At 65.5% G+C, this 23,242-nt stretch carries 24 protein-coding genes; 17 read left to right on the top strand and 7 right to left on the bottom strand.

Annotated features, from left to right (window positions below):
* Positions 1–3 precede the first annotated feature (3 nt).
* Positions 4–480, top strand: a complete 477-nt coding sequence (locus ACPUD7_RS04080; protein ID WP_425119206.1) for an acetyltransferase — start codon at positions 4–6, stop codon at positions 478–480.
* Here ACPUD7_RS04080 and ACPUD7_RS04085 read toward each other — a convergent pair.
* Positions 477–1,019, bottom strand: coding sequence for a GNAT family N-acetyltransferase (locus ACPUD7_RS04085; RefSeq protein ID WP_425119207.1), 543 nt, complete (start codon positions 1,017–1,019; stop codon positions 477–479). The two genes, ACPUD7_RS04080 and ACPUD7_RS04085, sit on opposite strands and share 4 nt — an antisense overlap.
* 35 nt (positions 1,020–1,054) lie before the next feature.
* On the opposite strand from ACPUD7_RS04085, the gene ACPUD7_RS04090 reads away from it, so the two are divergent.
* The 14 genes from ACPUD7_RS04090 to ACPUD7_RS04155 all read left to right on the top strand — a co-directional run bounded on the left by ACPUD7_RS04090 (position 1,055) and on the right by ACPUD7_RS04155 (position 16,330).
* A complete protein-coding gene (locus tag ACPUD7_RS04090) occupies positions 1,055–1,681 on the top strand; it encodes a TetR/AcrR family transcriptional regulator (protein ID WP_425119208.1) in 627 nt (208 codons plus the stop codon).
* 189 nt (positions 1,682–1,870) lie between these two features.
* On the top strand, positions 1,871–2,818 hold the full coding sequence (locus tag ACPUD7_RS04095) for a hydroxymethylglutaryl-CoA lyase (protein WP_425119209.1): 948 nt from the start codon (positions 1,871–1,873) through the stop codon (positions 2,816–2,818).
* 1 nt (position 2,819) lies between these two features.
* A complete protein-coding gene (locus ACPUD7_RS04100) occupies positions 2,820–4,046 on the top strand; it encodes a CaiB/BaiF CoA transferase family protein (RefSeq protein WP_425119210.1) in 1,227 nt (408 codons plus the stop codon).
* Between the two features lie 127 nt (positions 4,047–4,173).
* A complete protein-coding gene (locus tag ACPUD7_RS04105) occupies positions 4,174–5,232 on the top strand; it encodes a Bug family tripartite tricarboxylate transporter substrate binding protein (RefSeq protein ID WP_425119211.1) in 1,059 nt (352 codons plus the stop codon).
* Complete coding sequence (locus ACPUD7_RS04110) at positions 5,229–5,798, top strand: tripartite tricarboxylate transporter TctB family protein (protein ID WP_425119212.1); 570 nt, start codon at positions 5,229–5,231, stop codon at positions 5,796–5,798. Before ACPUD7_RS04105 ends, ACPUD7_RS04110 begins: the two co-directional genes overlap by 4 nt.
* 10 nt (positions 5,799–5,808) lie before the next feature.
* Positions 5,809–7,323, top strand: a complete 1,515-nt coding sequence (locus ACPUD7_RS04115; protein ID WP_425119213.1) for a tripartite tricarboxylate transporter permease — start codon at positions 5,809–5,811, stop codon at positions 7,321–7,323.
* A 9-nt stretch (positions 7,324–7,332) separates the two neighbouring features.
* Complete coding sequence (locus ACPUD7_RS04120; protein WP_425119214.1) at positions 7,333–8,070, top strand: helix-turn-helix domain-containing protein; 738 nt, start codon at positions 7,333–7,335, stop codon at positions 8,068–8,070.
* Positions 8,071–8,229: 159 nt separating this feature from the next.
* Positions 8,230–8,733: an NADPH-dependent FMN reductase gene (locus tag ACPUD7_RS04125; protein ID WP_425119215.1), complete on the top strand. Its 504-nt coding sequence runs from the start codon at positions 8,230–8,232 to the stop codon at positions 8,731–8,733.
* A 168-nt stretch (positions 8,734–8,901) separates the two neighbouring features.
* On the top strand, positions 8,902–9,453 hold the full coding sequence (locus tag ACPUD7_RS04130) for a dihydrofolate reductase family protein (protein ID WP_425119216.1): 552 nt from the start codon (positions 8,902–8,904) through the stop codon (positions 9,451–9,453).
* A 139-nt stretch (positions 9,454–9,592) separates the two neighbouring features.
* Positions 9,593–10,381, top strand: a complete 789-nt coding sequence (locus tag ACPUD7_RS04135; RefSeq protein WP_425119218.1) for an HpcH/HpaI aldolase family protein — start codon at positions 9,593–9,595, stop codon at positions 10,379–10,381.
* Positions 10,382–10,550: 169 nt separating this feature from the next.
* On the top strand, positions 10,551–13,022 hold the full coding sequence (locus ACPUD7_RS04140) for a hypothetical protein (protein WP_425119219.1): 2,472 nt from the start codon (positions 10,551–10,553) through the stop codon (positions 13,020–13,022).
* A 268-nt stretch (positions 13,023–13,290) separates the two neighbouring features.
* On the top strand, positions 13,291–15,018 hold the full coding sequence (locus ACPUD7_RS04145) for a carbon starvation CstA family protein (RefSeq protein ID WP_425119220.1): 1,728 nt from the start codon (positions 13,291–13,293) through the stop codon (positions 15,016–15,018).
* Between the two features lie 8 nt (positions 15,019–15,026).
* Positions 15,027–15,329: a cory-CC-star protein gene (locus ACPUD7_RS04150; protein ID WP_425119221.1), complete on the top strand. Its 303-nt coding sequence runs from the start codon at positions 15,027–15,029 to the stop codon at positions 15,327–15,329.
* Complete coding sequence (locus ACPUD7_RS04155; protein ID WP_425119222.1) at positions 15,320–16,330, top strand: ArsA family ATPase; 1,011 nt, start codon at positions 15,320–15,322, stop codon at positions 16,328–16,330. Before ACPUD7_RS04150 ends, ACPUD7_RS04155 begins: the two co-directional genes overlap by 10 nt.
* A gap of 66 nt (positions 16,331–16,396) precedes the next feature.
* On the opposite strand, the gene ACPUD7_RS04160 is transcribed toward ACPUD7_RS04155, so the two are convergent.
* Together ACPUD7_RS04160 and ACPUD7_RS04165 are read right to left on the bottom strand one after the other, a co-directional pair.
* Positions 16,397–16,783, bottom strand: a complete 387-nt coding sequence (locus tag ACPUD7_RS04160; protein ID WP_425119223.1) for a hypothetical protein — start codon at positions 16,781–16,783, stop codon at positions 16,397–16,399.
* 46 nt (positions 16,784–16,829) lie between these two features.
* Complete coding sequence (locus tag ACPUD7_RS04165) at positions 16,830–18,011, bottom strand: SLC13 family permease (RefSeq protein WP_425119224.1); 1,182 nt, start codon at positions 18,009–18,011, stop codon at positions 16,830–16,832.
* A gap of 69 nt (positions 18,012–18,080) precedes the next feature.
* Here ACPUD7_RS04165 and ACPUD7_RS04170 point away from each other — a divergent pair, with 69 nt between their 5' ends.
* Positions 18,081–18,947: an aldo/keto reductase gene (locus ACPUD7_RS04170; RefSeq protein WP_425119225.1), complete on the top strand. Its 867-nt coding sequence runs from the start codon at positions 18,081–18,083 to the stop codon at positions 18,945–18,947.
* A 68-nt stretch (positions 18,948–19,015) separates the two neighbouring features.
* Here ACPUD7_RS04170 and ACPUD7_RS04175 read toward each other — a convergent pair whose 3' ends face one another.
* On the bottom strand, positions 19,016–19,705 hold the full coding sequence (locus ACPUD7_RS04175) for a TetR family transcriptional regulator (RefSeq protein ID WP_425119226.1): 690 nt from the start codon (positions 19,703–19,705) through the stop codon (positions 19,016–19,018).
* 128 nt (positions 19,706–19,833) lie between these two features.
* Between ACPUD7_RS04175 and ACPUD7_RS04180 the strand changes: the two genes are divergently transcribed.
* On the top strand, positions 19,834–20,784 hold the full coding sequence (locus ACPUD7_RS04180; RefSeq protein ID WP_425119227.1) for a ketopantoate reductase family protein: 951 nt from the start codon (positions 19,834–19,836) through the stop codon (positions 20,782–20,784).
* A 113-nt stretch (positions 20,785–20,897) separates the two neighbouring features.
* On the opposite strand, the gene ACPUD7_RS04185 is transcribed toward ACPUD7_RS04180, so the two are convergent.
* From ACPUD7_RS04185 to ACPUD7_RS04195, 3 genes are read right to left on the bottom strand one after another with little or no spacing between them, the layout of a single operon-like run.
* Entirely contained in the window at positions 20,898–22,196 is a 1,299-nt protein-coding gene (locus ACPUD7_RS04185; protein ID WP_425119228.1) for an Nramp family divalent metal transporter, read from the bottom strand.
* Positions 22,197–22,243: 47 nt separating this feature from the next.
* On the bottom strand, positions 22,244–22,708 hold the full coding sequence (locus ACPUD7_RS04190) for a PadR family transcriptional regulator (RefSeq protein ID WP_425119229.1): 465 nt from the start codon (positions 22,706–22,708) through the stop codon (positions 22,244–22,246).
* Between the two features lie 5 nt (positions 22,709–22,713).
* Positions 22,714–23,166, bottom strand: a complete 453-nt coding sequence (locus ACPUD7_RS04195; RefSeq protein ID WP_425119230.1) for a hypothetical protein — start codon at positions 23,164–23,166, stop codon at positions 22,714–22,716.
* Between the last annotated feature and the right edge of the window lie 76 nt (positions 23,167–23,242).

Genomic DNA, 23,242 nt, shown 5'->3' on the forward strand with positions numbered 1-23,242 from the left:
CGGATGGCGACGACTCCGAGCGGTGACCTGCCCGCGCTGAGCATTCGGCCCGCGTATGGCGCCGTCGAATATCCGGCGCTCACGAGGATCTGGCGCAGTGCCGTCGATGCCACGCACGACTTTCTCGCTGCAGTCGACCGCAGGGAGATCGAGAGCCAGTTGCAGTCGGACTATTTCCCGGCCGTCACACTCTCGGTCGCCGAGGTCGGTGCTCGCCCAGTGGGGTTTTCGGGAGTTTTCGACGGCAACCTTGAGATGCTCTTCGTCGATGCCACCCGGCGATCTGGCGGAATCGGCTCCGCACTTCTGACCCACGCGATCGGAGAACTCGCTGTGAACCGTGTCGACGTCAATGAGCAGAACGAGGCGGCACCTGGCTTCTATATCCACCACGGATTCGATGTCGTCGGCCGCAGCGAGACCGATGAGGCGGGGCGGCCGTACCCACTGTTGCACATGAGGTTGAGGGATGAGTCCTAACTGTGTTCGGCGACAAGCGGTCGTCGGTAGTGGAGCACCTCGACTTCGACCTGTGAAGGGGCCCGATCGACGTCTCTGCCGATGAGAGCGAAGCCTGAGCGCTCGAGGTTTCTCTGCGAGGCTTCGTTTTCCGGTGCGGTGCGAGCTCGAAGTTCTTTCAGGCCGCACATTTCGGCCCATTCGGATGCAAGGTCGAGAGCTCCCCGAGCATGAGAGTATCCTCTCGCGTCTGGATGCAGCCAGAAGCCCACCTCGGCGGAGAAGTCTGTGATGTCGAATACGACGAGGCTGCCGAGGAACCGATCGTCAGGGTCGACGATGCTCAGCAACGCCAGGCTGCCGTCCTTGAAGCCGGAGACGGCAACGGTCTGTGCCAATCGTTCGACCGATTCGACTGTGTAGACAGGTTCCGGGAGGTGCCCGAACTCTCTGACGAGTCCGTCGCGCGTGCCTTCGGCGAACCTGGGTGCGTCCTGCGGCTGCAGGGCCCGAAGCGTTATCTTTTCATCAGTGACCGGCAGTAGCTGGGAATCAATCATATGATTAAACTAACATTGATCGCTTAAGAGGAGAAATGATGAATTATTGGTCGACTGCACGGCCCGTGCGCCGCAATCGCGCGGTCAGCCCCGAAATGATCGCGCGCAGTGCCGCTGCTCTTCTGGATGAGGAAGGATATGGGAACGTCTCACTCCGCTTGCTCGCTGACCGTTTGGGCGCAGCGCCTGCGAGCCTATATTCGAGAATCAGCAGTCTCTCAGATGCTCATGACCTGGCCCTCGACTACGTGCTTTCGGTTGATCGAGTAGTGCAGCGGGCGGTGAGTGACGGCGGCGTCATCGACATTCTTCTCGGCCTGTACCGGCATCTGCTCTCCCACCCGTGGGCGATCCAAATCCTGGCTGCCAGGCCTCCCCGTGGGCCCTTTTATCTCGAGGCTTCAGAAGCACTGCTGATGAGACTGCAGCAGACAGGTATCGCAAACCCGCTTGCGAGTGGATATGCGGCCACCAATCTCGTGATCGGAAGTGCTCTCACGCAACAGGCCGCGGATCGGGAGCCGCGAGAATTCGTCGACGGGCAAGTGGCGCCGATGTACAAGTCGCTGCATTTCACAGCCGAACTCCACCCAGAAACGGTGTTGCGTGACACGTTGACCTGTCTCCTCGGGGCGATGGGCGGCACACCAGCGGAAGAGTGATGCTGCGTGCCGCGCGAGCGTATTTCCCAGTAAACGGGACAATCAGCCGCCAATTCGCCTTGACCTCTCACATGCCGAACAATGTCTGTTCCGCGCGCTGAGCGCGATGTATAACGAAGGTGACGCCGCACACCGGAGCGCGGCGACGATTCGTTTCCCGTTGTCCGGGAGCCGGCGAAAAGGAGTCCCATGGCCAGGCCGACCACCGTCGACATCCTCGACACCACCCTGCGCGACGGTCTGCAGATCGAGAAGGCGATCGTCCCCACCGACGTCAAGGTCGCTCTGGCGAAGAAGTTCATCGCCGCAGGACTGACCCAGATCGAAGTCGGTTCCTTCGTCAACCCGAAGAAGGTCCCGCAGATGGCCGACACCGACGAACTCCTGCGCCGCCTGGCTCCGTACGAGGCCGATGGTGTTGAGTTCTACGCCCTCGTGTTCAACCTCAAGGGAGCTCAGCGGGCCGTCGATGCCGGGGCGAAGAACATCAAACTCGTCCTCTCCGCCTCTGAAGGCCATTCGAAGGCGAACTCCGACGCCTCCATCGCCGAGGCTTCCGACCGTCTCATGGACGCCGCCGTCTACGCCCGTGACCAGGGGCTGCGCTTCGACATCACGACGGCCGTGAGCTTCATCTGCCCCTTCGACGGCATCACCGAGCCCGACCACCTCGTCGAGGTACTCCGCCCGTTCGTCGACGCCGGGTCCCACGGAATCGGAGTCGCCGACACCATCGGCAACGCCAGTCCCTCGCTCGTGCGGCGGAACACTGCGGCCGTGCTCGCGGCCTTCCCCGACAAACCGGTCAACCTCCACCTCCACGACACGTACAACTTCGGCATGGCCAATGTCATCGCCGCCCTCGACCTCGGCATCGCGCACTTCGATGCGGCCATGGGCGGACTCGGCGGCTGTCCCTTCGCCCCGGGTGCGGCCGGCAACATCGGCACCGACGACCTCGTCCACCTCCTCCACCGCGAGGGTGTGGCCACCGGCATCGATGTCGAAGCCCTCGCCGAGGTCCGGGAACCGCTCATCGCCGCCGTCGGACACCCGCTGACGTCGAGCCTGTCGGACATCCCCGCAGTGCCCGCAGCCTTCGACGGCCGCTTCGCCCCCGCCTCGGTGAGGGATTGAGATGAGCACCGAGGCGACCGACACCGCGACCGATTCCGCGACTGGAACCGCGGATCACGCGCGGGCGACCGAACCGCTGCCGCTCGAAGGCATCCGCGTCATCGAGTTCTCGCACATGGTCATGGGGCCGAGCTGCGGGATGATCCTGGCCGACCTCGGCGCCGAGGTCATCAAGGTCGAGCCCCGCGGGGCCGGCGACAAGACCCGCTACCTGCCCGGCTCCGGCTCCGGACTGTTCCCCGCGTTCAACCGCAACAAGCACAGCGTGCAGCTCGATATCGCCGAGGCGGCCGACCGTGACCGTGTCCTCGACCTCATCGATTCCGCCGACGTCCTGCTCGAGAACTTCCGTGTCGGGAAGATGGAGTCGATGGGGTACGGATACGAGGAGCTCTCCGCCCGCAACCCGCGCCTCATCTACTGCTCGCTCAAGGGATTCCTGTCGGGGCCGTACGGCAACCGGGCGGCGCTCGACGAGGTCGTGCAGATGCTCGGAGGACTCGCCTATATGACCGGCCCGCCCGGGCAGCCGCTGCGCGCCGGGGCCAGCGTCAACGACATCATGGGCGGAATGTTCGGCGTCATCGGCATCCAGTCGGCCCTGCGGGTCCGCGAGACCACCGGGCGCGGAAAACTCATCAACTCCGCACTGTTCGAGAACAATGCGTTCCTCGTCGGCACCCACATGGCCCAATCCCAGATCAGCGGCGAACCGCCCCGCCCGATGCCGACCAGGCAGGCGACCTGGGCCGTCTACGACATCTTCCGCGATGCCGCGGACAATCAGGTCTTCATCGCCGCGGTCTCCGACGGACAGTGGCGCGACCTCTGCGACGAGTTCGGGCTGACGGGACTGGCCATGGACCCGGACATGCTGACCAACCAGGGGCGGGTCGATCAGCGTGAGCGCATCCACCGCGAACTCCAGGCGGCGCTGTCGCAGCTGAGGCTGACCGAGATCGAGGAGAAATGCACCCGCCGCGGCCTGCCCGTCGCCCCGGTCAACACTCCGGCCGATCTCAATTCCGACCCCCATCTTGTCGCCTCCGGGGCATTGGCACACACCGGGCTGCCGACCGGCAACAGCGTCGATGTGCCGCTGCTACCGCTGACCTTCGACGGTCGCAGGCTCGGTCTGCGCAGCGATGTGCCCGAGCCGGGACACCACAACGCCCATTACCGGGACGGCCCCGCCGTACCGAACGGGCCACCCGATCACACCACCTGACCGCTCCGCCGGACCACAGCACCGGACCATTCGCTCATCAGATCACAGCACCACGAGAACTCAGCACCACGAGAACTCAGCACCACCGGACCATACGGCGATCACCGAACACACAAGGGGACAACTCATGCGATCAACGACGATCACACGCACGGCCACCTCGGCGAAAGCGAACACGACACCCACCGGCAAGCGCGCCGCGAAGATCGGCGCGGTCCTCGCCACGGTCGCCCTCGTCACCACCGCCTGTGGAAACAAGGCGCAGCCCCCGGGCGAAGGCGGGGACTACCCGAAGGGGCCGGTCACGGTCACGGCCCCGGCCGAACCCGGATCCGGCTGGGACACCACCGCCCGCGCGATGGTCGAAGCGCTGCAGAAGGACGACCTCGTCTCCACCCCGCTGCCGGTGCAGAACAAACCCGGCGGCACCGGCTGCTCCTGGCTGACGTCGATGATGCAGCAGGAGAAGGGCAAGGACGACCAGATCGCCGTCACCTCCCTGGCCAGCCAGACGATGAACGCCCGCGGCCTGTGCGAATTCGGCCCCGAGGATGCCACCCTCATCGCCACCCTCTACGTCGAGGACTTCATGGTCGTCACGCCCAAGGGCGGGGACTTCAAGGACCTCGACGCCCTGGTCAAAGCGCTCAAGGACGACCCGCAGAAGGTCACCGTCGCCGCCGCGGGAGACGACACCCTGCCGTTCGCGCTGTTCGCGAAGGAAGCCGGCATCGACCCGGGCGACATCAACTTCGTCAACTACGACGGCGGCGGCGAGCAGACCACGGCCATGCTCAACGGGGATGCGAAGGTCGCGATCGCCGGCATGAGCGAGTTCCGTTCGGTGCTCGAATCAGGAGACATCGAGCCGCTCGTGACCTTCGCCGAGGAGCCCCTGGCCGCGCCCTTCGACACGGTGCCCACCGCCAAGGACTCCGGCTTTGACGTGACCCTGGGCAACTGGCGCGGCATCTACGGACCCGCCGAGATGCCGGACTCGGCCGTGGAGTTCTGGGCCGAGAAGCTCACGGACATGAGCAAGACCGATCCGTGGCAGGAGACGTTGAAGAACAACCAGTGGTCCGAGGAGCTGCTCACCGGCGATGACGCCCAGTCCTATGTCGAAGAGGCGGCGAAGACGGTTGAGGAAGGCGTCAAGGAGACCGACCTGGGCAACAGCAAATGACCGCTCACCGCACCGACCTCATCACTGGCGGCGCGATCGCCGCCATCGGCCTGGTCTACTACATCGCGACGTTCGCCATCCAGGAGACCGCGAACATCGTCACCCCGCGCACCTTCCCCGCGATCGTCGGCATCGCTCTCACCCTCCTCGGCCTCTTCCTCGCCGGGCAGTCCGTGTACCACCACCGGAAGGCCACCCTCGCCGAGGCGGAGCCTGAGTCTGCGAGACCCGAGTCTGCGCGGTCCGGTTCCGCGGGGTCTACCGATGTGGGTGCAGGGTCCGCAGAGTCGGATGAAGGCGGCAGCGGGGTCGTCCTCGAGGCACCGCCGGAGCCGCCGGCGCGGAAGATCGTCTTCCAGTTCGCGCTGTTCTTCGTCTACCTGGCGATCCTCATCCCCGTCGGCTTCCTGCTGTCCACGGCGGCGTTCCTCATGGGACTGACGAGCATCTACGCGCCGGAGAAGTGGATCCGCAACCTCATCTTCTCCCTCGTCTTCGCCGTCGTCGTCTACGCGGCGTTCGTCTACGGACTCGCCGTGTACCTGCCGGTCGGAATCCTGGGTTAAGGGGGCGGACATGGACACTCTCATCGACCTGGGAGGCGGCTTCGCCTCGGCGCTGGAGCCGGCCAGCCTCGCCTTCGCCCTCCTCGGCGTGCTGCTCGGAACCGTCGTCGGCGTCCTGCCGGGCATCGGCCCGATCTCGGCGATCGCGATCCTCATCCCGGTGTCCTTCGGGATGGAGCCCGTGCACGGGCTCATCCTGCTCTGCGGCATCTACTACGGTTCGATGTACGGCGGTTCGATCACCGCCACACTCATCAAAACCCCCGGTGAGGTGGCCAGCGCGGTGACCGCGATCGAAGGTTACGCGATGGCTCGCCGAGGTCGCGGCAAAGCGGCCCTGGCGACCGCGGCGATCGGGTCGTTCCTCGCCGGGACGCTGGCGATCATCGGGCTGACGTTCCTGTCGCCCGTGCTCGTCAAGCTCGCGAGCGTCTTCGGCGCCACCGAGTACTTCCTGCTCATGGCCACGGCTCTGCTGCTGGCGTCGACGATGTCGGCGGGCTCGCGGACCAAGGCGCTCATCTCGATCTTCATCGGTCTGGCCGTCGGGCTCATCGGCCTCGACTTCCAGACCGGGCTGCCCCGGCAGACGTTCGGCATCGATCTGCTCTCCGACGGGGTCGACTTCACGATCTTCGCAATGGCCCTCTTCGCCATCCCCGAGGCGATCCGCAACCTCGCGCTCGGACGCGGGGCGAAAGATGAGATCCAGAGCTTCGGCGACGACAAGTGGATGACGAAACAGGACTGGCAGCGATCGGCCGGACCGTGGGCGCGCGGATCAGTGCTCGGCTTCATCATCGGCATCCTGCCCGGCGTCGGGCCGTCCCTGGCATCCTTCATGTCCTACATCATGGAGAAGCGCATCTCGAAGCGGAAGGACGAATTCGGTCACGGCGCCATCGAAGGCGTGGCCGGTCCCGAAGCGGCGAACAATGCCGGCGTCGGCGGTGCGATGATTCCGCTGTTCAGCCTCGGCATTCCCGGATCGGCGACCACAGCACTGCTGCTGTTCGTGTTCACGATGTACGGTCTTCAGCCGGGACCGCTGATCTTCCGCGACGAGACCGGGCTGATCTGGACGATCATCGCGAGCATGTACATCGGCAACATCGCGCTCATCATCCTCAACCTGCCGCTGGTCGGTGTCTTCGTCAAGCTGCTGAAGATGCCCAAGGAGATCCTGTTCTCGGCGATCCTCGTGCTCGTCGTCATCGGTGCCTACGCCATCGAGTTCAGTCTCTTCGGACTCATGATGCTCGGCATCTTCGGCGTCATCGGCTACCTCATGGAGAAGGGCGGCATCCCCCTGGCGCCGGCGATCCTCGCCCTCGTGCTCGTTCCGCTGCTCGAAGACAACTTCCGCCGGATGCTCCAGATCTCTGGGGGATCGTTCGCCCCGCTGGTCACCCGGCCGATCTCACTGTCGATCATCATCCTCATGGTGTTGGGGATCGTCGGACCGGTCCTCTTCCGCTGGTGGGTGAGCCGGCGCAAGCTGCTCGCCGATGTGACGATGGCCTGAGGAGCACAAGTGACGAGTTCGATGAAGAGTTCAGCACAGAGCAGCGCCGGGCGCGCGGCGCAGTCCCCGACCGCGGAGGTCGGCGTCCTCGACCGCAGTGCCGCGATCCTCACCGCGCTCCAGGACGAACCGATGACCGCCGCCGAGGTGTGTCGTCGGCTCGGCTATTCGAAGTCGACGACCTACCGGCTGCTGGCCGATCTGCGCACCCACCGGTTCATCGTCCGTGACACCTCGGGCACCCTGCGTCTGGGGCCGTTCCCGGGACGGCGCAGCATCGCCACGACGAACTCGGTGCTCGAACATCTGCGGTCGATGACAGGGGAGTCCGTGCAGCTGTGGATCCGCGTCGGTGAAGACCGGGTGTGCGTGCGCAACGTCGAAGCCGACCAGGAGCTGCGGGTCTCCCGCGGAGTCGGCACCGTCCTCTCGCTCGTCGACGGCGGTTCGGCCGCGCTGGCGCTGTGTGGGCCGGGCAACCCGGCCGAGTTCTACGCGACGAAGCAGGCGCGGGTGGCCGGCACCGCCTCGGCGAGTGCGGCGTTCACGGTCGGAGCGGTCGTGCTCGCGATCTGCGTGTCCTACCCGCTGACCCGGGAGCCGGAGAACGTCGCCGGCACCTACCGCACCCTGCTGTCGCAGGCGGCCGTCGAGCTGCGCACACTCCTCGACGGCAGCGAAGAGCTCGGAGTGCTGCGCGATATCGCCCGCCTGGCCCTGGGCGCGAAGAAACAGGCGGGGGAGTAGGGCGCACAAGACCTCGTCGCGCAGGTCGGGGTGGACGGAATGAAGAGATGCGTCGAACACCCGGCCGTCAGCTGCCGAGGCGGAATAGTGTGAGCAGCATCGGAGCCGCCACACGCCGGCACCGTGGAGATCACACAACGCCGAACGGGAGAACCCCATATGACCACCCGCATCGCCGTCGTCGTCGGCAACCCGAGCCCCACATCGCGGACCCGCCAAGTGGCCGAAGACCTCGCCGCCAACATCGCCGAGATCACCGGATCCGAGATCGACGAAACCATCGAACTCGCCGAGGTGACCGACGAGATCTTCGCATGGAAGTCCGACCGCCTCGACACGCTCACCCAACGTCTGGCCACTGCCGACTATGCGGTCATCGCCACACCGACGTACAAAGCCAGCTACACCGGACTGCTCAAAGCATTCCTCGACCGGTACGACGCTGACGGCCTGCACGGACTGACCGCGATCCCCGTTTTCACAATCGGGTCCCCGGCGCACACCCTGGCCGTCGAAACGACGCTGCGGCCCCTCCTCGTCGAACTCGGTGCGAGCGTACCGACGAAAGGACTCGCTTTCCCAACGGCGAAGTTCGACGAGCGCGCGGCAATCCTCGACGACTGGATCGAGAGTCAGGGTGGATATCTCGCGCCTGCGCGCTGAGGTTTGTCTGCCGCCAGGGGAGTCGACATCAGTCCGGTCGAGCGCCGAGCCGATGTCGGTCCGCCAAGCTGCTGAGCGGGTCAGTAGGATGCTGGTGACCGCAAACGTGATCTGCCGCCTGCCTTCACCGTGGTGAAGGCGGGCGCGGGTCGAGGAGGACATCGCATCGTGCCACGCACCGTCTACTACACCGCGACCACCCTCGACGGGTTCATCGCCGATCCCGAGGACTCGCTCGAATGGCTGCTGCGTCAGACTGAAGAGCCGCCCGACGAGGGGTTCATCGACGGCGTCGGCGCGATCGTCATGGGTGCCACAACCTACGAATGGCTGCTGCGCAACCTCGACGGGCCCTGGCCCTACAGCGTTCCCGCCTGGGTGATGACCCACCGGAAGCTCCCGCTTCCGGACGCCGGGGAGGACGGGAAGACGCCCGACATCCGGTTCGCGAAGGGCTCAGTCTCCGACCGCTACTTCGAAATGTGCACGGCAACCGGCGACCGCGATCTGTGGGTGATGGGCGGCGGCGACCTCGCCGGACAGTTCGCCGACGAGGGATTCCTCGACGAGATCATCACCTGGACGGCTCCCGTCGTGCTCGGCAAGGGCCGTCCGCTGCTGCCGCGCCGCCTCGACCTCGAACTCATCGAAGTCGGACACAGCGATCCCTTCGTCATCGCGCGCCACCGGGTCGTCGGTCCCCTCCGCGAGGACGGCTGACCAGCTCGTCGCCCCGAGCGATTCCCTGCGCCGAGGCGGACTGAGGTTCCGTGCGGACGGGCACGGCCGCCTCGGCGAGGTTCATCCGGATATCGGGCACCTCTGGTGCCGGCGGACGGTTCCGTGATTCGATGCAGTCATGACTGCTGCGATTGAGAATCATCGGGCCCGCCTGCACGCGGGGGAGATCTACAACGGACTGTGGATGATGTCGACGAGCCCGGAGCTGGCGAAGATCGGGTCGGCCGCCGGCTTCGACTATGTCTGCCTCGACCTGCAGCACGGTCTTGTCCGCCCCACCGACGTCCTGCGACTGACCGATGCCGTGCGCGCCAGCGGGCCCGCGCTCGTGACCGCGCGGGTCGCGGCGAACCGGTTCACCGAGATCGGGGCGCTCGCCGACGCCGGCGTCGAAGCGATCATCGTGCCGTTGGTGTCGTCTGTGGCTGAGGCGAAGCAGGCCGTGGCCGCGCTTGACTATCCCAGCCGCGGGGGCGATCGCTCGTGGGGACCGACGGCCGAGATCATGCACGATGCCGTGCAGGATACCCGGGATGAGCGGCCGCTGCTGTTCGTCATGATCGAGAACAAGGAGGGCCTGGCCGCGGTCGAGGACATCTGCGCCGTGCCCGGTGTTGACGGGGTCTACGTCGGTCCGGCTGATCTCGCGTTCGCCGTCGGTGCCCTGCCCGGACAGCCGAATGAGGCCCACGCCGAGGCGCTCGTGCGGATCCGCTCGGCCGCCGATGCGCTCGTGCGGATCCGCTCGGCCGCCGATGCCGCCGGGGTGGTTCCGGGAATCCATTGCGGCGACGGCGCGGAAGCCAAGCTGCGCAAGGACCAGGGTTTCCGCTTCATCACCTCGGCCGGCGACATCGGCGCGGCTGGCCGAGCGCTGCGGGAGGACCTCGCAGCCGCCCGCAACTGACCCCAATTGCTACTTGACGGCGGCCCAGCAACCTCGCGCAAGGTTGCTGGGCCGCCGTCAAGTAGCAATTAGGGGGTGGTGGGCAGACTGCGGCCCTGCTTTGCGGGCACCCCCGTGAGTCTCGTCGACTGGTGGAGGACTCTCTCGGGGTCAACTACGTTGATCTTCCATGACGACGAAGCAGCCTCTGCGCGCCGTGGGCGCTATGGCACTGTGCCTGCTTCTTGTTGCGGTTGCCGCATGTACGAACACCTCCGACGAGCCGCTCGAGTACGCGGACGCCGCCGTGCTGACCGGTGCCGATGTCGGGGCCGATGACCTCTCCGGTGTGAAGCTGATCGGTGACATCGGGCTGGTGGCAACCACCGACCATTCCGGTGGCAGGCTTGCCGCCATCGATCTGAAATCCGGGCGCACGATCTGGAGCGCTGACGATGGGGACCCCATCCTCGGCGGCGACTCTGCTGTTGTCGATCTCAGCAGTCCGCATGATGCCGCCGAACCTGTCGTCCGCGACCTCGGCAAGGACGAGTTCGAGGTTCTCGTGCCCTACCGGACGGTCTCCCACGTCGATGCCGGCGGGACGGACGAGACTGTGAGCCTCGGTGTGGCGTCCCTGTCCGGTTCCGACGGCCGGGCCGAGTGGCTGAGCGAACCGCTCATCACCGATGACGAACACGCGGACAAGCTCATGGCTCGTCCGGTAGTCGCAACCGGCGACACCGTTATGGCGGCCGCTGCCCAGCGGAACAAAGCAGGTTCGCTGACAACGTGGGCAATCGACGGGAAATCGGGAAGCACCCGCTGGACGCAGGACGATGTGTGGCCGGCCGCACTGAGCATGGATACGGTCGTTGTGGAGGAGTCGAGCGATGTCGGCCTGCTGTACACGGTCGAAGGCCCGGAGCGGAAGGAGGGCGCGGCGCCCAGAGCCGTCGATGCCCAGAAGGGGAAGCCAGTCTGGGACCTCGCAGACCGATTCGACAGCGCCAGAGTTCAGGCGGCAGCGGGAGACTATGCCGTTGTCCATGCCGATGGAGGAGACGACGCGGACGGAGCCGCGTCGGATGACGCCTCAGTCGGTCCCACGACTGAGCTGATCGACATCGATGACGGCTCGACAGCAGAAGATCTCGGCGATTTCGCCACCTGTGCGTCGAGTTCAACCATGATCGCGTGTGCTGACGATGGTCAGCTCACGACAGTAGGGGCCTCCGACGGACGCATCGAGCGCTCCTCGCCCTATGGGTCAGGCAAGGACAGCAGGGACTGGGAGCTCTTCGACGTCTTCGCTGACACGGTGATCGCCAAGGACGAGACCGACGACAACGACCGCTTCCAAGCCCTGGACCGCTCGGGCAAGGTTCGTGCGGAGGACATCCCGGGTTCTCCGCACGCAATGAATGAGGACTATCTCGTCTCGTGCGCCGAAGAACGGGCGAAATGCGGGTTCCATGCCGCCGAATCGGAAGCCGGCCCGGACAGTCCCACGGCGACGGGCGCCCATCCGCTCAGCCTGAGCGATCCCCTCTCGTCGAGCGCTGCGGAATCGACCGGATTCGATACCCTCGATCTCCGCCGCGTCAATGGAGTCGCGTTGGCGGACGAATCGGTCATCATCGGCGGTTCGAGAAAGGGGTATGAAGACCCGGTGGTTGCAGCGATCGAGGCTGATACGGCAGATCCGATCTGGACTCTTGACCAGTCCACGGAGCTGACAACCACAGCGGGAGAGCACGTCGCTCCAGTCTTCCGGCTCTACGGCGATCCGTCGATCATCGACACCTCCGACGGGTTTTCGCTTCTTATGGCGGCGAAGTCCGGAGGCAAGATCGGAGCCGCGGCTGTCGACGGGAAGACCGGCGACCTCGAGTCGTTTCACCCCCTCGGTGGCGAGGATGGTCATGTCGACCTGCACGTCCGGAGCAGCACGCATGCAGCAATCGACGTCAGTGACGACGACTCCCAGCAAACCGTTCTCGTCGACTATTCCTCACCGACGAGCCCGAAGAACGTGTGGACTCAGCACGGAGTCACCCCGGTCGCTCTTGGCGAGGATAGCGTGGTGGTGCGCAGGGCCAGCGGAAGCAGAGGCGAAAGGGAACTCAAAGACGTTCAGCTGCTCGACCTCGGCGAGGGCAAGGACGTCATCTGGGATTCTGCCGATGTGAGGGAGGACGAACATCCCGGAACCGTCATGCTCGAGGCCGGCATGCTCATCGTCAACTGGAGCGACGGCACCGAGATCCTCGACGCTGACAGCGGCACGATCTTGGGCACGATCGGCAAGCGGCTCAGCCAGTGCACTGCAGAGGGGGCCACAGTGATGTGCGACAGTACTCCCGACCCTGACAGCCAGAGGTTCGGGTCCCCCATCGTGTTCGAACGCACGAAGTCCGGAGTCGACGTCGCCGAGGTGCGGAACCGTTTCATCAACGGGATATCCGGGGCGTATGACGGTCGGTTCTTCGTCGACGCTGCAGGGGGCGCGACGTCGATAGACAGCCGCGGGGTGGTGATCGATTCCGACTTGAGCGGTCGGCTCCATCACGTCAGCGACGAAGGATACGCGCTGTTCATGACCTGCCACCCGAGCACCTGCTCGACGAGTTCCAGCTGGGATATTCGGCGCGTCGGTTAGGACGAGGAACACCGACTCGTGGTCCGTGCTCCAGCCCCGGCCCTCGGCTAGACATCTCGGCACCTCAGAGCGGGTGTTTCGCGCGATGCTGGCGACTGCCCGGAATGACGCGCTTCGGAGCGGATGCCAGCAGAGAATCGAGCGGGCCGACACCGGCGCCGCAGTCCGAAGGCAACTGCGATACAACTCACAGGAACTGCTAAGATTGGGGAGCAATCCATTTTGAGCTCGATGTGGTGCAGCGGTGCACTGCGAAGGGAGGAGCCTTATGGGTTCCCTGATCATCATGCTTATCGGACTGGCGATTTTCGTCGCCGGTTACCTCCTGTATTCGAAGTTCCTCGGCCGTAAGATCTTCCAGCTCAAGGACTCGTTCGTCACTCCCTCGCACGAGCTCAATGACGGTGTCGACTACGTCCCCACGAACAAGTACATCCTCTGGGGGCACCACTTCACCTCGGTGGCCGGTGCTGCACCGATCGTCGGTCCCGCCATCGCCGTCATCTGGGGCTGGCTGCCGGCCCTGCTGTGGGTGACCATCGGAACGGTCTTCTTCGCCGGAATGCACGATTTCGGAACTCTGTGGGCCTCGGCGCGGAACAAGGGCCGGTCGATCGGCGCCCTGTCCGCCCGCTATATCGGCAAGCGCGGGGCGAACCTCTTCCTCATCGTCATCTTCCTGCTGCTGCTCATGGTCATCGCGGCCTTCGCAGTCGTCATCAAAAACCTCCTCATCAGCACGCCCACCGCGGTCATTCCGACCTGGGGTGCGATCGGAGTGGCGCTGCTCGTCGGTCTCTGCGTCTACCGTCTGCGGATTCCGCTGATCCCCGTCACCGTCGTCGGAGTCATCCTCCTCTACGGACTCATCGTCCTCGGCAACAGTGTCCCCGTGGTCCTGCCCGAGTCGTTCTTGGGCATGAGCCCCGCGACCTTCTGGATCGTCACCCTCTTCGTCTACGGCGCCATCGCCTCGCTGCTGCCGGTGTGGGTGCTGCTGCAGCCGCGTGACTACATCAACGGCGTCCAGCTGTTCATCGGCCTCATCCTGCTCTTCGGCTCGGTGCTCACGGCTACGCTCTTCTCCGCGATCAAGCCCGAGATCGTCGCACCCGCCATCAACACCAACGTTCCCGACGGCACGCCGAGCATGGTTCCGCTGCTGTTCGTCACCATCGCCTGCGGTGCCATCTCCGGCTTCCACGGCATGGTCGCCTCGGGAACGAGTTCGAAGCAGCTCGACAAGGAAACCGACGCTCGCTTCGTCGGCTACTTCGGTGCAGTCGGCGAAGGCCTGCTGTCCCTGGGCACGATCCTCGCGGTCATCGGCGGCATCAAGTCGACCGCCGCTTGGAAGGAGATCTACTCGGCCTTCGGTGAAGGCGGCGTGGAAGCCTTCGTGCAGGGCGGAGGCGCCCTGATGGAGAACGGCCTCGGACTGCCCGCCTCCCTGTCGGCGACGGTCCTGGCGACCATGGCGGTGCTGTTCGCGGCCACAACCATGGACACGGGCATGCGTCTGCTGCGCTTCGTCATCCAGGAGATCGGCGAGACCGTCAAACTGCGCATCAGCAACGTGCCCGCGACTCTGCTCGTCGTCGTCATCGGCCTCGGATTGACGTTCTCGCAGGGCCTCGGCGGTGAGGGCGGTCTGCGCATCTGGCCGTTGTTCGGCACGACCAACCAGCTCATGGCCTCGCTGTCGCTGGCGATCATCGCCGTCATCCTCATCCGCAAGCGACGCAATCCTGCTCCGGCGATGATTCCTCTGGTCCTCGTCTTCGTGATGTCGTTCTGGGCGGCCATCGATCAGCTCATCAGCTTCGCCACTCCGGGCTCCACGGACTGGCTGCTCTTTGCCCTCGACGTGGTCATCATCATCGCCAGCATCTGGGTCGCTGTCGAGACCATCCTCGCGATGCGTCGGGCCTACCAGGAACCCCAGGAGGAGCCCGATGCGGATGAGAAGCTGACGGCGACGCGAGAGAACGTCTGAGCTTTCCCATGTCAGGGGAGACTACAGGGCCGATTGCGCGCCGGCTCAGGGCGCTGCCCGAGAAGTGGGCGGCTTTCCGGGCAGGCCTGCTCGAGTTCTACGTCGGTCCCTACCGACAGACGCTCAAGCGCGAGCAGCAGGCCGAGGACGACTTCTTCTCCGTCGTCGTCCTCGGCGAGGCCCTCGGTGTTCCCGACCCCGCCGCCTACTACACGGCTGAGCTCATACCCGCGCTGTGGGATGACTTCCATGCCTGGCACCGGCGCATGGGGCTGCCGCGCTCACCCCTGGACCACATCGCATGCTGTTAGACATCGCACGCTCCCGCCGACTGCTCTTCGTCGGCGGCAAGGGCGGAACGGGTAAGACCTCGGTGTCCTCCGGTTTGGCGATGGCCCGAGCCCTCGACGGCGGACGTGTGCTGCTGGTTTCGACGGACCCGGCGCACAACCTCGGCGATATCTGGCGCACACAGCTGGCCGACGAGGCTCGGCGCGTCTTTACGGCGGAGGCCGGGACCGTCGACGAGGCGGTTCCCGGTTTCGTCGACGCCATCGAGGTTGATCCGCAGGCGACGATCGACGCACACTTCGCCACGGTCGAAGCGATGATGCGGCGGATGCTGCCCGAACGTACCCACGCAGCGGCCAGGGATCATCTGCGCACGGCGAAGACGGCGCCGGGCAGCCACGAGTCCGCCGTCCTCGAGCGGATCGCGGAGATCTGCGAAGAGGCGTTGGGTGCCTATGATCTCGTGATCTTCGATACGGCACCGACCGGGCACACCGTCCATCTGCTGTCTCTGCCGGAGCGCCTGACCGGGTGGGCTGAGTCGCTGGTGGCCAACCGCGACCGCTCGGAGCGCTTCGCGGCTGCCGCTCGCTCCCTGGTCAGCCCGAAGGAGGAGACTCCCGGCCCCGATGCCCAGATGCGTCGGACCCTGCTGGCCCGCCGTGACCGCTTCGCTCTGCTGCGCAGCACCATCGCCGATGCTCAGCAGACCGGTTTCCTCATCACCACACTGGCCGAGAGACTGCCGGTGGCCGAGACTCTCGGATTGGTGCGGCAGCTGCGTGAGATCGACGTCGACCTCACCGGCGTCATCGTCAATCGTCTGTCTCCGGCCGATTCGGGAGAGTTCCTTGCCGCCCGCCGGATCTTGGAAGACGAGCAACTCTCACACCTACACGCCGCCGTTGATCCGCTGCCCGTGGCCCAGCTGCCGTTGCTGGCTGGTGAGCTCACCGGCGTCGAGGCGGTGCGTCGGCTGGCCGATCTCCTCGTCGACAGCGTCCCGACGCGCAAAAGCTGAGGCGGTCAGCGGAGGCTCTGCGGTGCGTTCGCCTTATTTCAGCCGCATACGGGCGGGCACTGCGATTCAGCTGGCGTCGCGCAGATATGCCGGGTGGCGGCGGAGCCGGTTTCTGATCTGGAGCGCCTTGAGCGCTCCGTGCGCGTACGTGAGGCCGGCGATGCTGTGGCGATTCGACACCCAGGCCCGGACCTCGGTGCCCTCGTCGCGTTCGCACATGGTGACCGAGACGATGAGCATGCGTCGACTGTTGTTCACTCGGGCCTTGTTGATGAGTCCAGGACCGGCGGTGTTCGCCCAGGTCACCCGCAGGAAGCACGGCTCGACGGCGGCAACGGCCTCTGCGGCGGGGACATCGAGCACGACACCGTAGGTGCGCTTCGAGACGATGGAGCGGTGGATGAGCAGGGCGAGGAAAAGGCACACGACCGCCGAGACCACTGCACCGCTCATCGTCCGTCCTCTCGATGGACCGTTTGAGCCCAGAGTACCGCCCGCCTCACCCCAGCCACAGCGCCAGCGTCGTCACGGGTACGAGTACGAGAGCCAGGCCCAACCCGAGCATGGCGAACTTCCGCCACGAGATCTCGACGCCCATCGCTGTCAGCCTCTGATGCCACAGCAGGGTGGCAAGCGACCCCCACGGGGTGATGATCGGAGCGAGGTTCACCCCGATGAGCAGAGCGCCGAGCCGCAGAGGAGTGTCCGTGAACGCCGAGAGGCTGAGAAAGGCCGGCAGGTTGTTGACCGCGTTCGCGCCGAGGGCACCGATGGTCGCGATCCGCAGCAGGTCGACCAGGCCCTCACCGTGACCGGCTGCGGCGCCGAGTGCCGCGTCATAGCCCTGCACGTGGATCGCCTCGACGATGACGAACAGGCTCGCCGCGATTGCGATCGTCCGCCACGGAACAAGCCGAAGAGAGAGGACCTTGCGTCTGAGGACGGCGAAGACTGACAGGAGCACGAGTGCCGCGACACCGGCGACGAGCACGACCGGCACCCCGGAGACGAGCATCGGCAACAGCACGGCGACGACCACGGCCGTGATGACGAGCAGACGCCGGTCCGGAATCACCGTGGTCTCAGCGAGTTCGTATCGGCCCGCCAGACTCCTGCGGTGGATGAGAGTGAGCGCACCGATCGTGATGAGCACTGCTGCGAGCGCGGGAGCCCAGAACTCGGCGAGGAAGCCCAGTGGAGCACTCCCGAGTGCATCGGCGGCCAGCAGATTGGTCAGGTTCGACACCGGCAGGAACAGTGAAGCGGTGTTGGCCAGCCAGACGGTGGCGAGTGCGAACGGGAGCGGAGAGACCCTGACGTGCCGGGCGAGGACGACGATGACCGGGGTGATGAGCACCGCCGTTGTGTCCAAGGACATGAACGCCGTGCTCAGTGTGATCATGACGAGGACGAAGCCCCACAGCAGCGCTCGCCGCCCCCGTCCCCAGACGGCCAGGCGTTCGGCAACGACCGAGAACACGCCCGCGACACTGGCGAGCTCGGCGACGATCGTCATCGCGATGACGAATACGAGGACGGGCCCAGTCGTCTCGGCGAGTGCGGCGAGGTCGTCGCCCGGCAGGCGTCCGGTGACGACCGTGAGAACCGCGACCGCGATGAGCGCCCACGGCACGATGACGTTCCACCGCAGAGAGGCGAGATTCCACTGGCTTTCGCGCACACCTGCAGAGTACGGCACGAACGCCCCCGCCCCCTGGCCACATCACCTCGGCGATCATAGGGTGGTGTCATGGCGACCTCAGCGAACACTTCAGCACAGAACTCACCGATCCCCACCCTCGACCTCAACGACGGGCGTGCGATCCCGCAGCTCGGCCTCGGCATCTATGCGATGAAGGGCGAAGCCGGCGTCGACGCGATCGTGGGCGCCGTCGACACCGTCGGCTACCGTCTGCTGGACACCGCGGTGAACTACGAGAACGAACGCGAAGTCGGCGAGGCGATCGCGAACTGCTCCGTCGCCCGCGAGGACCTCTTCGTCACGTCCAAGATCCCCGGCCGCCACCACGGCTTCGACGAGGCCATCGCCAGCACCGAGGAGTCCCTGGCCAGGCTCGGCCTCGACTACCTCGACCTGCACCTCATCCACTGGCCCAACCCCAGCGTCGGGAAGTACATCGACACCTGGCGCGGTCTCATCGAGCTGCGCGAACGCGGGCTCGTGAAATCGATCGGGGTCTCGAACTTCACCGAGGCGATGCTCACCGAGCTCGTCGACGCCACCGGGGTCACGCCCGCGGTCAACCAGGTCGAGCTCCACCCCTATTTCCCGCAAGCCGAGCTCATCGCCTTCCACCGCTCGATCGGCGTGCAGACCGAATCCTGGTCCCCGCTCTACCGTGACCAGGGACTGTTCGACGAAGCCCCCATCACCGAGGCGGCCGACCACCACGACGTGACCCCGGCCCAGGTCGTCCTGCGCTGGCACATCGAAGTCGGCAGCGTCCCGATCCCGAAGTCGGCGAACCCCGAGCGACAGCGACTCAACGCCGATGTCTTCGACTTCGAACTCACCCCCGCCGAGGTGGACGCGATCTCCGGACTCGAGCGCGGTCGGATGAAGGATCGGGACCCGCTGACGCACGAAGAGATGTGAGGGGCAACGACGAGACGGTCAGCGAGATGATGTCCGCTTCCGACATCAACCGACTGCCGGCGGCGTGATCAGCCCTCGCCGGTGTAGAGGTCGCCGATGCCCATTCGGCTCGGAGGCGGAAGGCTGATCTGAGCCCGCGCTGCCTCCGTTCCGAAGGCAATGAGGAGGAACGCGACCAAACGGCGGGAGAGTTCGTGTGCATGGTCGCTCGAGGCCGTCCCCACACCGGAATTGGCCAACATGACCATCGTCAGGTCACTGACCGTGAAATCCGCACGGAGCATCCCCGCCCGCTGCGCACGTTCGATGAGGAGTGAAAGCTCCACTTCGGCCTGCCGTCGTCTCTCACCGATCCTGTCCCCTGCCCCGCGTGTGGAGCGATCGTCTGCCGCGGCGCGCGTCGAGAGGAAGGCGTCGGTGAATCCGCGGTCCTCGATCTGCATGCGGCAGATCTCCTCGAGGAATCGGCGGAAGCCGCGCCAGGGGTCGGGGTCGGCCACCGCATCTGCGAGCACCGCCTCGCAATGGTCGAGCTGCGTGTCGAAGGTTTCCCTGACGAGGCTGCTCCGATCGGGAAACCGTCGGAACACCGTAGCTACACCGACTCCTGCCCGACGGGCGATTGCGCTCATCGGCACGTCGAGTCCCCGCTGCGCGAAGAGTTCTGCCGCCGCGTCGAGGATGCGTCGGCGGTTGAGTGCCGCATCCGAGCGGAGTCGGGTGCTGTCCGTGCCCTCGATCTGAGTCGGTTCGGTCATGACTTTCTCTCACTTCTGCGAAAACGGAATGATGCGACCACTTCGACTCTTAGTCTAAGTGGAAAGCCTCGTCCACTACGGGGCGATCGAGTCACGATCCGGTGCGATGCCGGAGAAGAGAGAAGCAGATGAAGATTCTCATGTTCGGACGCGGAGTGATCGCGACGCAGTACGGCTGGGCCCTGGAGCAGGCCGGCCACGATGTCGACTTCTATGTCCGGCCCGGGCGGATCTCCGACTTCGGCCCGCACGTCGATCTTGAGATCAGGGACGGACGCGAACGTCGGCGCAATCGGCAGGTCAGGCAGCGCTGGGCGATCACGATGCGCGAGGAGCTCGGGCCCGACCACGACTACGATCTCATCATCCTCAGCGTCAATCATGACCAGCTGGCCGGCGCTGTCGAGTTCCTCGCTCCGCGCCTCGGGGATGCGACGGTGCTTGTCTTCAACAACATCTGGGTCGAACCTATGGAGGCGGTGGCCGGCTTCCCGAAAGATCAGATCGTATGGGGATTCCCCGGTGCCGGCGGCGGGTTCTTCGGCAGCACTCTGCGCGGCGGCATGGTCAGGAATGTCTTCCTCGGGCTCATCGACTCCGAGGAGCCCTCCGCGCGACACAAGGCGGTGCACGGGCTCTTCGAAGGAGCCGGCTTCTCGGTCTCAGAGGTGGCGGACTTCAGGAGCTGGTTGTGGTTCCACTTCATCCTCGACGCTGCCATCATGGTCGGAATCCTCCGTCTGGGCGGCTTCAGAGAATACGCGCGATCGCGGTCGGCCATAAAGGAATCAGTGCTCCAGATTCGCGAGATGACCGCCGTCCTCGAAGCCAAAGGCGGGACTCCGAGGCTTGGGGCGGCCGCCGCCATCCGCCGCTTGCCGGCTGGCCTCATCGCCTTCGGTCTGCAGAAGGTGCTCGGCGGAGACAATGACTACAGCTACCTCATGGAGCAGGTGATCGACAGCGGGCACGGCAGCTATGACATGACGAGCATCTATCCGCGCGAAGTGCTTGCGGACGCGAGGCGTCTCGGGGTGAGCGTTCCCCGCTTGGAGGCGCTGGAGTCGGTATTCAGATGACAGCAACGAGGATGCCCGGCCCCTCGTCCGGGCGGCCCCCACGTCCGGGCGGCCCCCACGTCCGGGCGGCCCCCACATCCGGGCCGCCCGGAGGCCCCTCGGGCCCTGGCGGATCAGCTCGGTGAGAACGAACCGATGAGTTCGTTGACACCGAGGACGAGGAAGATCGCGGCGATCACTCCGAGGATGATGTTGAGCACCCAGCCGTTGCGCCACTGTGTCGGCATGTGACGACCGTTGAGGAGGAAGAGCAGTGTGATGGCCAGGAAGGGCATGAACAGAGAGCCGAGCACGCCATAGGCGATGATGATGGTCACCGGTTTGCCGAGCAGGAGGAGCAGCATCGGCGGGAAGGTGAGCCAGAGGACGTAGAACTTATAGTACTTTCCACCGGAGCGGCGGTCCGGGTGATCCTCGGGCTTCTTGCGCAGCCGGCCCCAGAAATCGGCGAACATGATGGAGACGCCGTTCCACACGCCGAGGACGGAGGAGAACGACGCCGCCCAGAACCCGACGAGGAAGAGGTTGCCGACGAAGGCACCGTAACGGTCGGCGAGGACGCCGGAGAGTTCGACGAGCCCCTCATCGCCGGATTCGATGGCGATGTTCGCCGAATACAGCAGCTCGGCGCCGATGATGAGCATCGCGATGACGAAGACGCCGGAGATGACATAGGCGACAGAGTTGTCGATGCGCATCACCCGCATCCACTTCGGCTGATACCACCCCTTCTCCTTGAGCCAATAGCCGTAGGCGGCGAGGGTGATCGTGCCGCCGACCCCGCCGGCGATGCTCAGGGTGTTGATGAGACCGCCCTCGGGGATGAGCGGAATGAGGCCCTTGACGGCGTCGAGGAGATTCGGCGCGGCGAACGCGGCCGATCCCACCACAGTGAGGAACATCAGCCCGACGAAGACGGCGACGAGCTTCTCCAGCGTGTGGTACTTGCCGAGCCAGACGAGGCCTGCGCCGACGAGTCCGGAGAAGATCGCGTAGGCGATGAACGGGATCTGCGGGAAGGCGGCGTAGATCGGCAGGGCGGAGGCCGACATCGCGGTGGCCCCGTAGACGAATCCCCAGATGAGGATGTAGGGGCCGAAGTAGATCGACGTCCATACGCCGAGTCTGCGCCAGCCTTCGAAGATCGAATGCCCCGTCGCCAGCGACCACCGTCCGGCACCCTCGACGAGGAAGATCTTGATGACCACACCAGCGATGACCGCCCAGAGCAGGGCGTAGCCGAATTTCGATCCGGCGACGAGGGTGGCGACCAGGTCTCCCGCGCCGATGCCGGTGGCGGCGACGACGAGTCCGGGGCCCAGGAGCTTCCAGCGGGGAGGGGCCTCGTTCGCCGCGGTGCCCTCAGCGGGGGATTCGTTCGAGCGGTCGTTCGGGATCTGATCGTCGTCCATGAGACTCATCCTCGAGGTCTGTGATCACAGTCACGGTCTGATGCCGACTACTCTACATGGGAGTCCTGCGGCTCGGGCGGCTGAATCTCGGCAGCCGGCAGCTCGATGAGGTTCTCTGCGATCCCGGACAGGAACGCTCGGCCGAGCGTCGTCAGCGAGAGTTCTTTGCGCTTGGCTCCGGTCCGTGGGGCGCTGGTGTCGGTGCTGACCAGGAGCCCTGAGTCCTGGAGCCGTTTGATTGTGCGATAGAGGCCGCGTTCCGTGATCTGCCAGCCTGTTCTCCGGGTGAGTTCGGTGAGGATCGTGGTGATCCCGGTCGGCTGATGGCGTGCGACGAGGTGGAGGACGACGGGGGTGAGCATCGACTTCTTGTAGGTCTCGACCCAGGAATCGACCCGATCGGACAGCCATTCCTGCTCCTCCGTGGGGCGTTCCTCGCCGAGGCGATTTACGCCGAGGCGGCCGCCAGGGGTCTCGGCCGCGTGCTCCGCCTCCTTCCTGCTTGGGCTCATCACGCTCAGTCTTCCCAGCCGCGTCCGAGGACGGTGCCGATGAGGTGGATGAGCAGACCGAGCCCCCACAGTGCGCTCATGACGAGGGTGGCGCCGAACCATGAGCCGCCGAGGAGGGTGGCGCCGATCGCGCCGCTCGCGTCCCCTCCGGAGCCCAAGGCGATGACTCGGATGACCAGATGGAGAGTGAACGACGTCGTCACCGTCACATAGGCGAGGGTGTGGGCGATGACGACTCCGAAGCGCACACGTCGCAGCTGCTTCCGGTTCCGGCGCAGCCACACGACGATGCCGAGGGCGACGACCGCCGTGAGCGCCCCGGCCAGGACGGTGACCCGTCCGCCGGTGACGGCGATGACGACGTGGACGATGGTCATCGCGATGATGAGCCCGAGGGCATAGGGGAGGAGCAGAGAGCGCGAATTCACGGACGGAGTCTTCTGCGGGGTGTCAGACATAAAGGTACTGTACCAATGATTCAATGCCACGATCAAGAGCCACACGCACCCACCCGCACCGAGGCGGAGCCGATCG

This window comes from Brevibacterium sp. FAM 24630 (genome assembly GCF_049804075.1).
Taxonomy (GTDB): Bacteria; Actinomycetota; Actinomycetes; order Actinomycetales; family Brevibacteriaceae; genus Brevibacterium.

Excerpts from the sequence above, each read along its gene's own strand:
- ACPUD7_RS04155 (WP_425119222.1), top strand. The coding sequence starts at position 15,320 with ATGCTGTTAGACATCGCACGCTCCCGCCGACTGCTCTTCGTCGGCGGC.
- ACPUD7_RS04185 (WP_425119228.1), bottom strand. The coding sequence starts at position 22,196 with ATGGACGACGATCAGATCCCGAACGACCGCTCGAACGAATCCCCCGCT.
- ACPUD7_RS04085 (WP_425119207.1), bottom strand. The coding sequence starts at position 1,019 with ATGATTGATTCCCAGCTACTGCCGGTCACTGATGAAAAGATAACGCTT.
- ACPUD7_RS04145 (WP_425119220.1), top strand. The coding sequence starts at position 13,291 with ATGGGTTCCCTGATCATCATGCTTATCGGACTGGCGATTTTCGTCGCC.
- ACPUD7_RS04150 (WP_425119221.1), top strand. The coding sequence starts at position 15,027 with ATGTCAGGGGAGACTACAGGGCCGATTGCGCGCCGGCTCAGGGCGCTG.
- ACPUD7_RS04175 (WP_425119226.1), bottom strand. The coding sequence starts at position 19,705 with ATGACCGAACCGACTCAGATCGAGGGCACGGACAGCACCCGACTCCGC.
- ACPUD7_RS04105 (WP_425119211.1), top strand. The coding sequence starts at position 4,174 with ATGCGATCAACGACGATCACACGCACGGCCACCTCGGCGAAAGCGAAC.
- ACPUD7_RS04080 (WP_425119206.1), top strand. The coding sequence starts at position 4 with ATGGCGACGACTCCGAGCGGTGACCTGCCCGCGCTGAGCATTCGGCCC.
- ACPUD7_RS04100 (WP_425119210.1), top strand. The coding sequence starts at position 2,820 with ATGAGCACCGAGGCGACCGACACCGCGACCGATTCCGCGACTGGAACC.
- ACPUD7_RS04125 (WP_425119215.1), top strand. The coding sequence starts at position 8,230 with ATGACCACCCGCATCGCCGTCGTCGTCGGCAACCCGAGCCCCACATCG.
- ACPUD7_RS04170 (WP_425119225.1), top strand. The coding sequence starts at position 18,081 with ATGGCGACCTCAGCGAACACTTCAGCACAGAACTCACCGATCCCCACC.
- ACPUD7_RS04095 (WP_425119209.1), top strand. The coding sequence starts at position 1,871 with ATGGCCAGGCCGACCACCGTCGACATCCTCGACACCACCCTGCGCGAC.
- ACPUD7_RS04180 (WP_425119227.1), top strand. The coding sequence starts at position 19,834 with ATGAAGATTCTCATGTTCGGACGCGGAGTGATCGCGACGCAGTACGGC.
- ACPUD7_RS04195 (WP_425119230.1), bottom strand. The coding sequence starts at position 23,166 with ATGTCTGACACCCCGCAGAAGACTCCGTCCGTGAATTCGCGCTCTCTG.
- ACPUD7_RS04140 (WP_425119219.1), top strand. The coding sequence starts at position 10,551 with ATGACGACGAAGCAGCCTCTGCGCGCCGTGGGCGCTATGGCACTGTGC.
- ACPUD7_RS04115 (WP_425119213.1), top strand. The coding sequence starts at position 5,809 with ATGGACACTCTCATCGACCTGGGAGGCGGCTTCGCCTCGGCGCTGGAG.
- ACPUD7_RS04135 (WP_425119218.1), top strand. The coding sequence starts at position 9,593 with ATGACTGCTGCGATTGAGAATCATCGGGCCCGCCTGCACGCGGGGGAG.
- ACPUD7_RS04190 (WP_425119229.1), bottom strand. The coding sequence starts at position 22,708 with ATGAGCCCAAGCAGGAAGGAGGCGGAGCACGCGGCCGAGACCCCTGGC.
- ACPUD7_RS04090 (WP_425119208.1), top strand. The coding sequence starts at position 1,055 with ATGATGAATTATTGGTCGACTGCACGGCCCGTGCGCCGCAATCGCGCG.
- ACPUD7_RS04160 (WP_425119223.1), bottom strand. The coding sequence starts at position 16,783 with ATGAGCGGTGCAGTGGTCTCGGCGGTCGTGTGCCTTTTCCTCGCCCTG.
- ACPUD7_RS04110 (WP_425119212.1), top strand. The coding sequence starts at position 5,229 with ATGACCGCTCACCGCACCGACCTCATCACTGGCGGCGCGATCGCCGCC.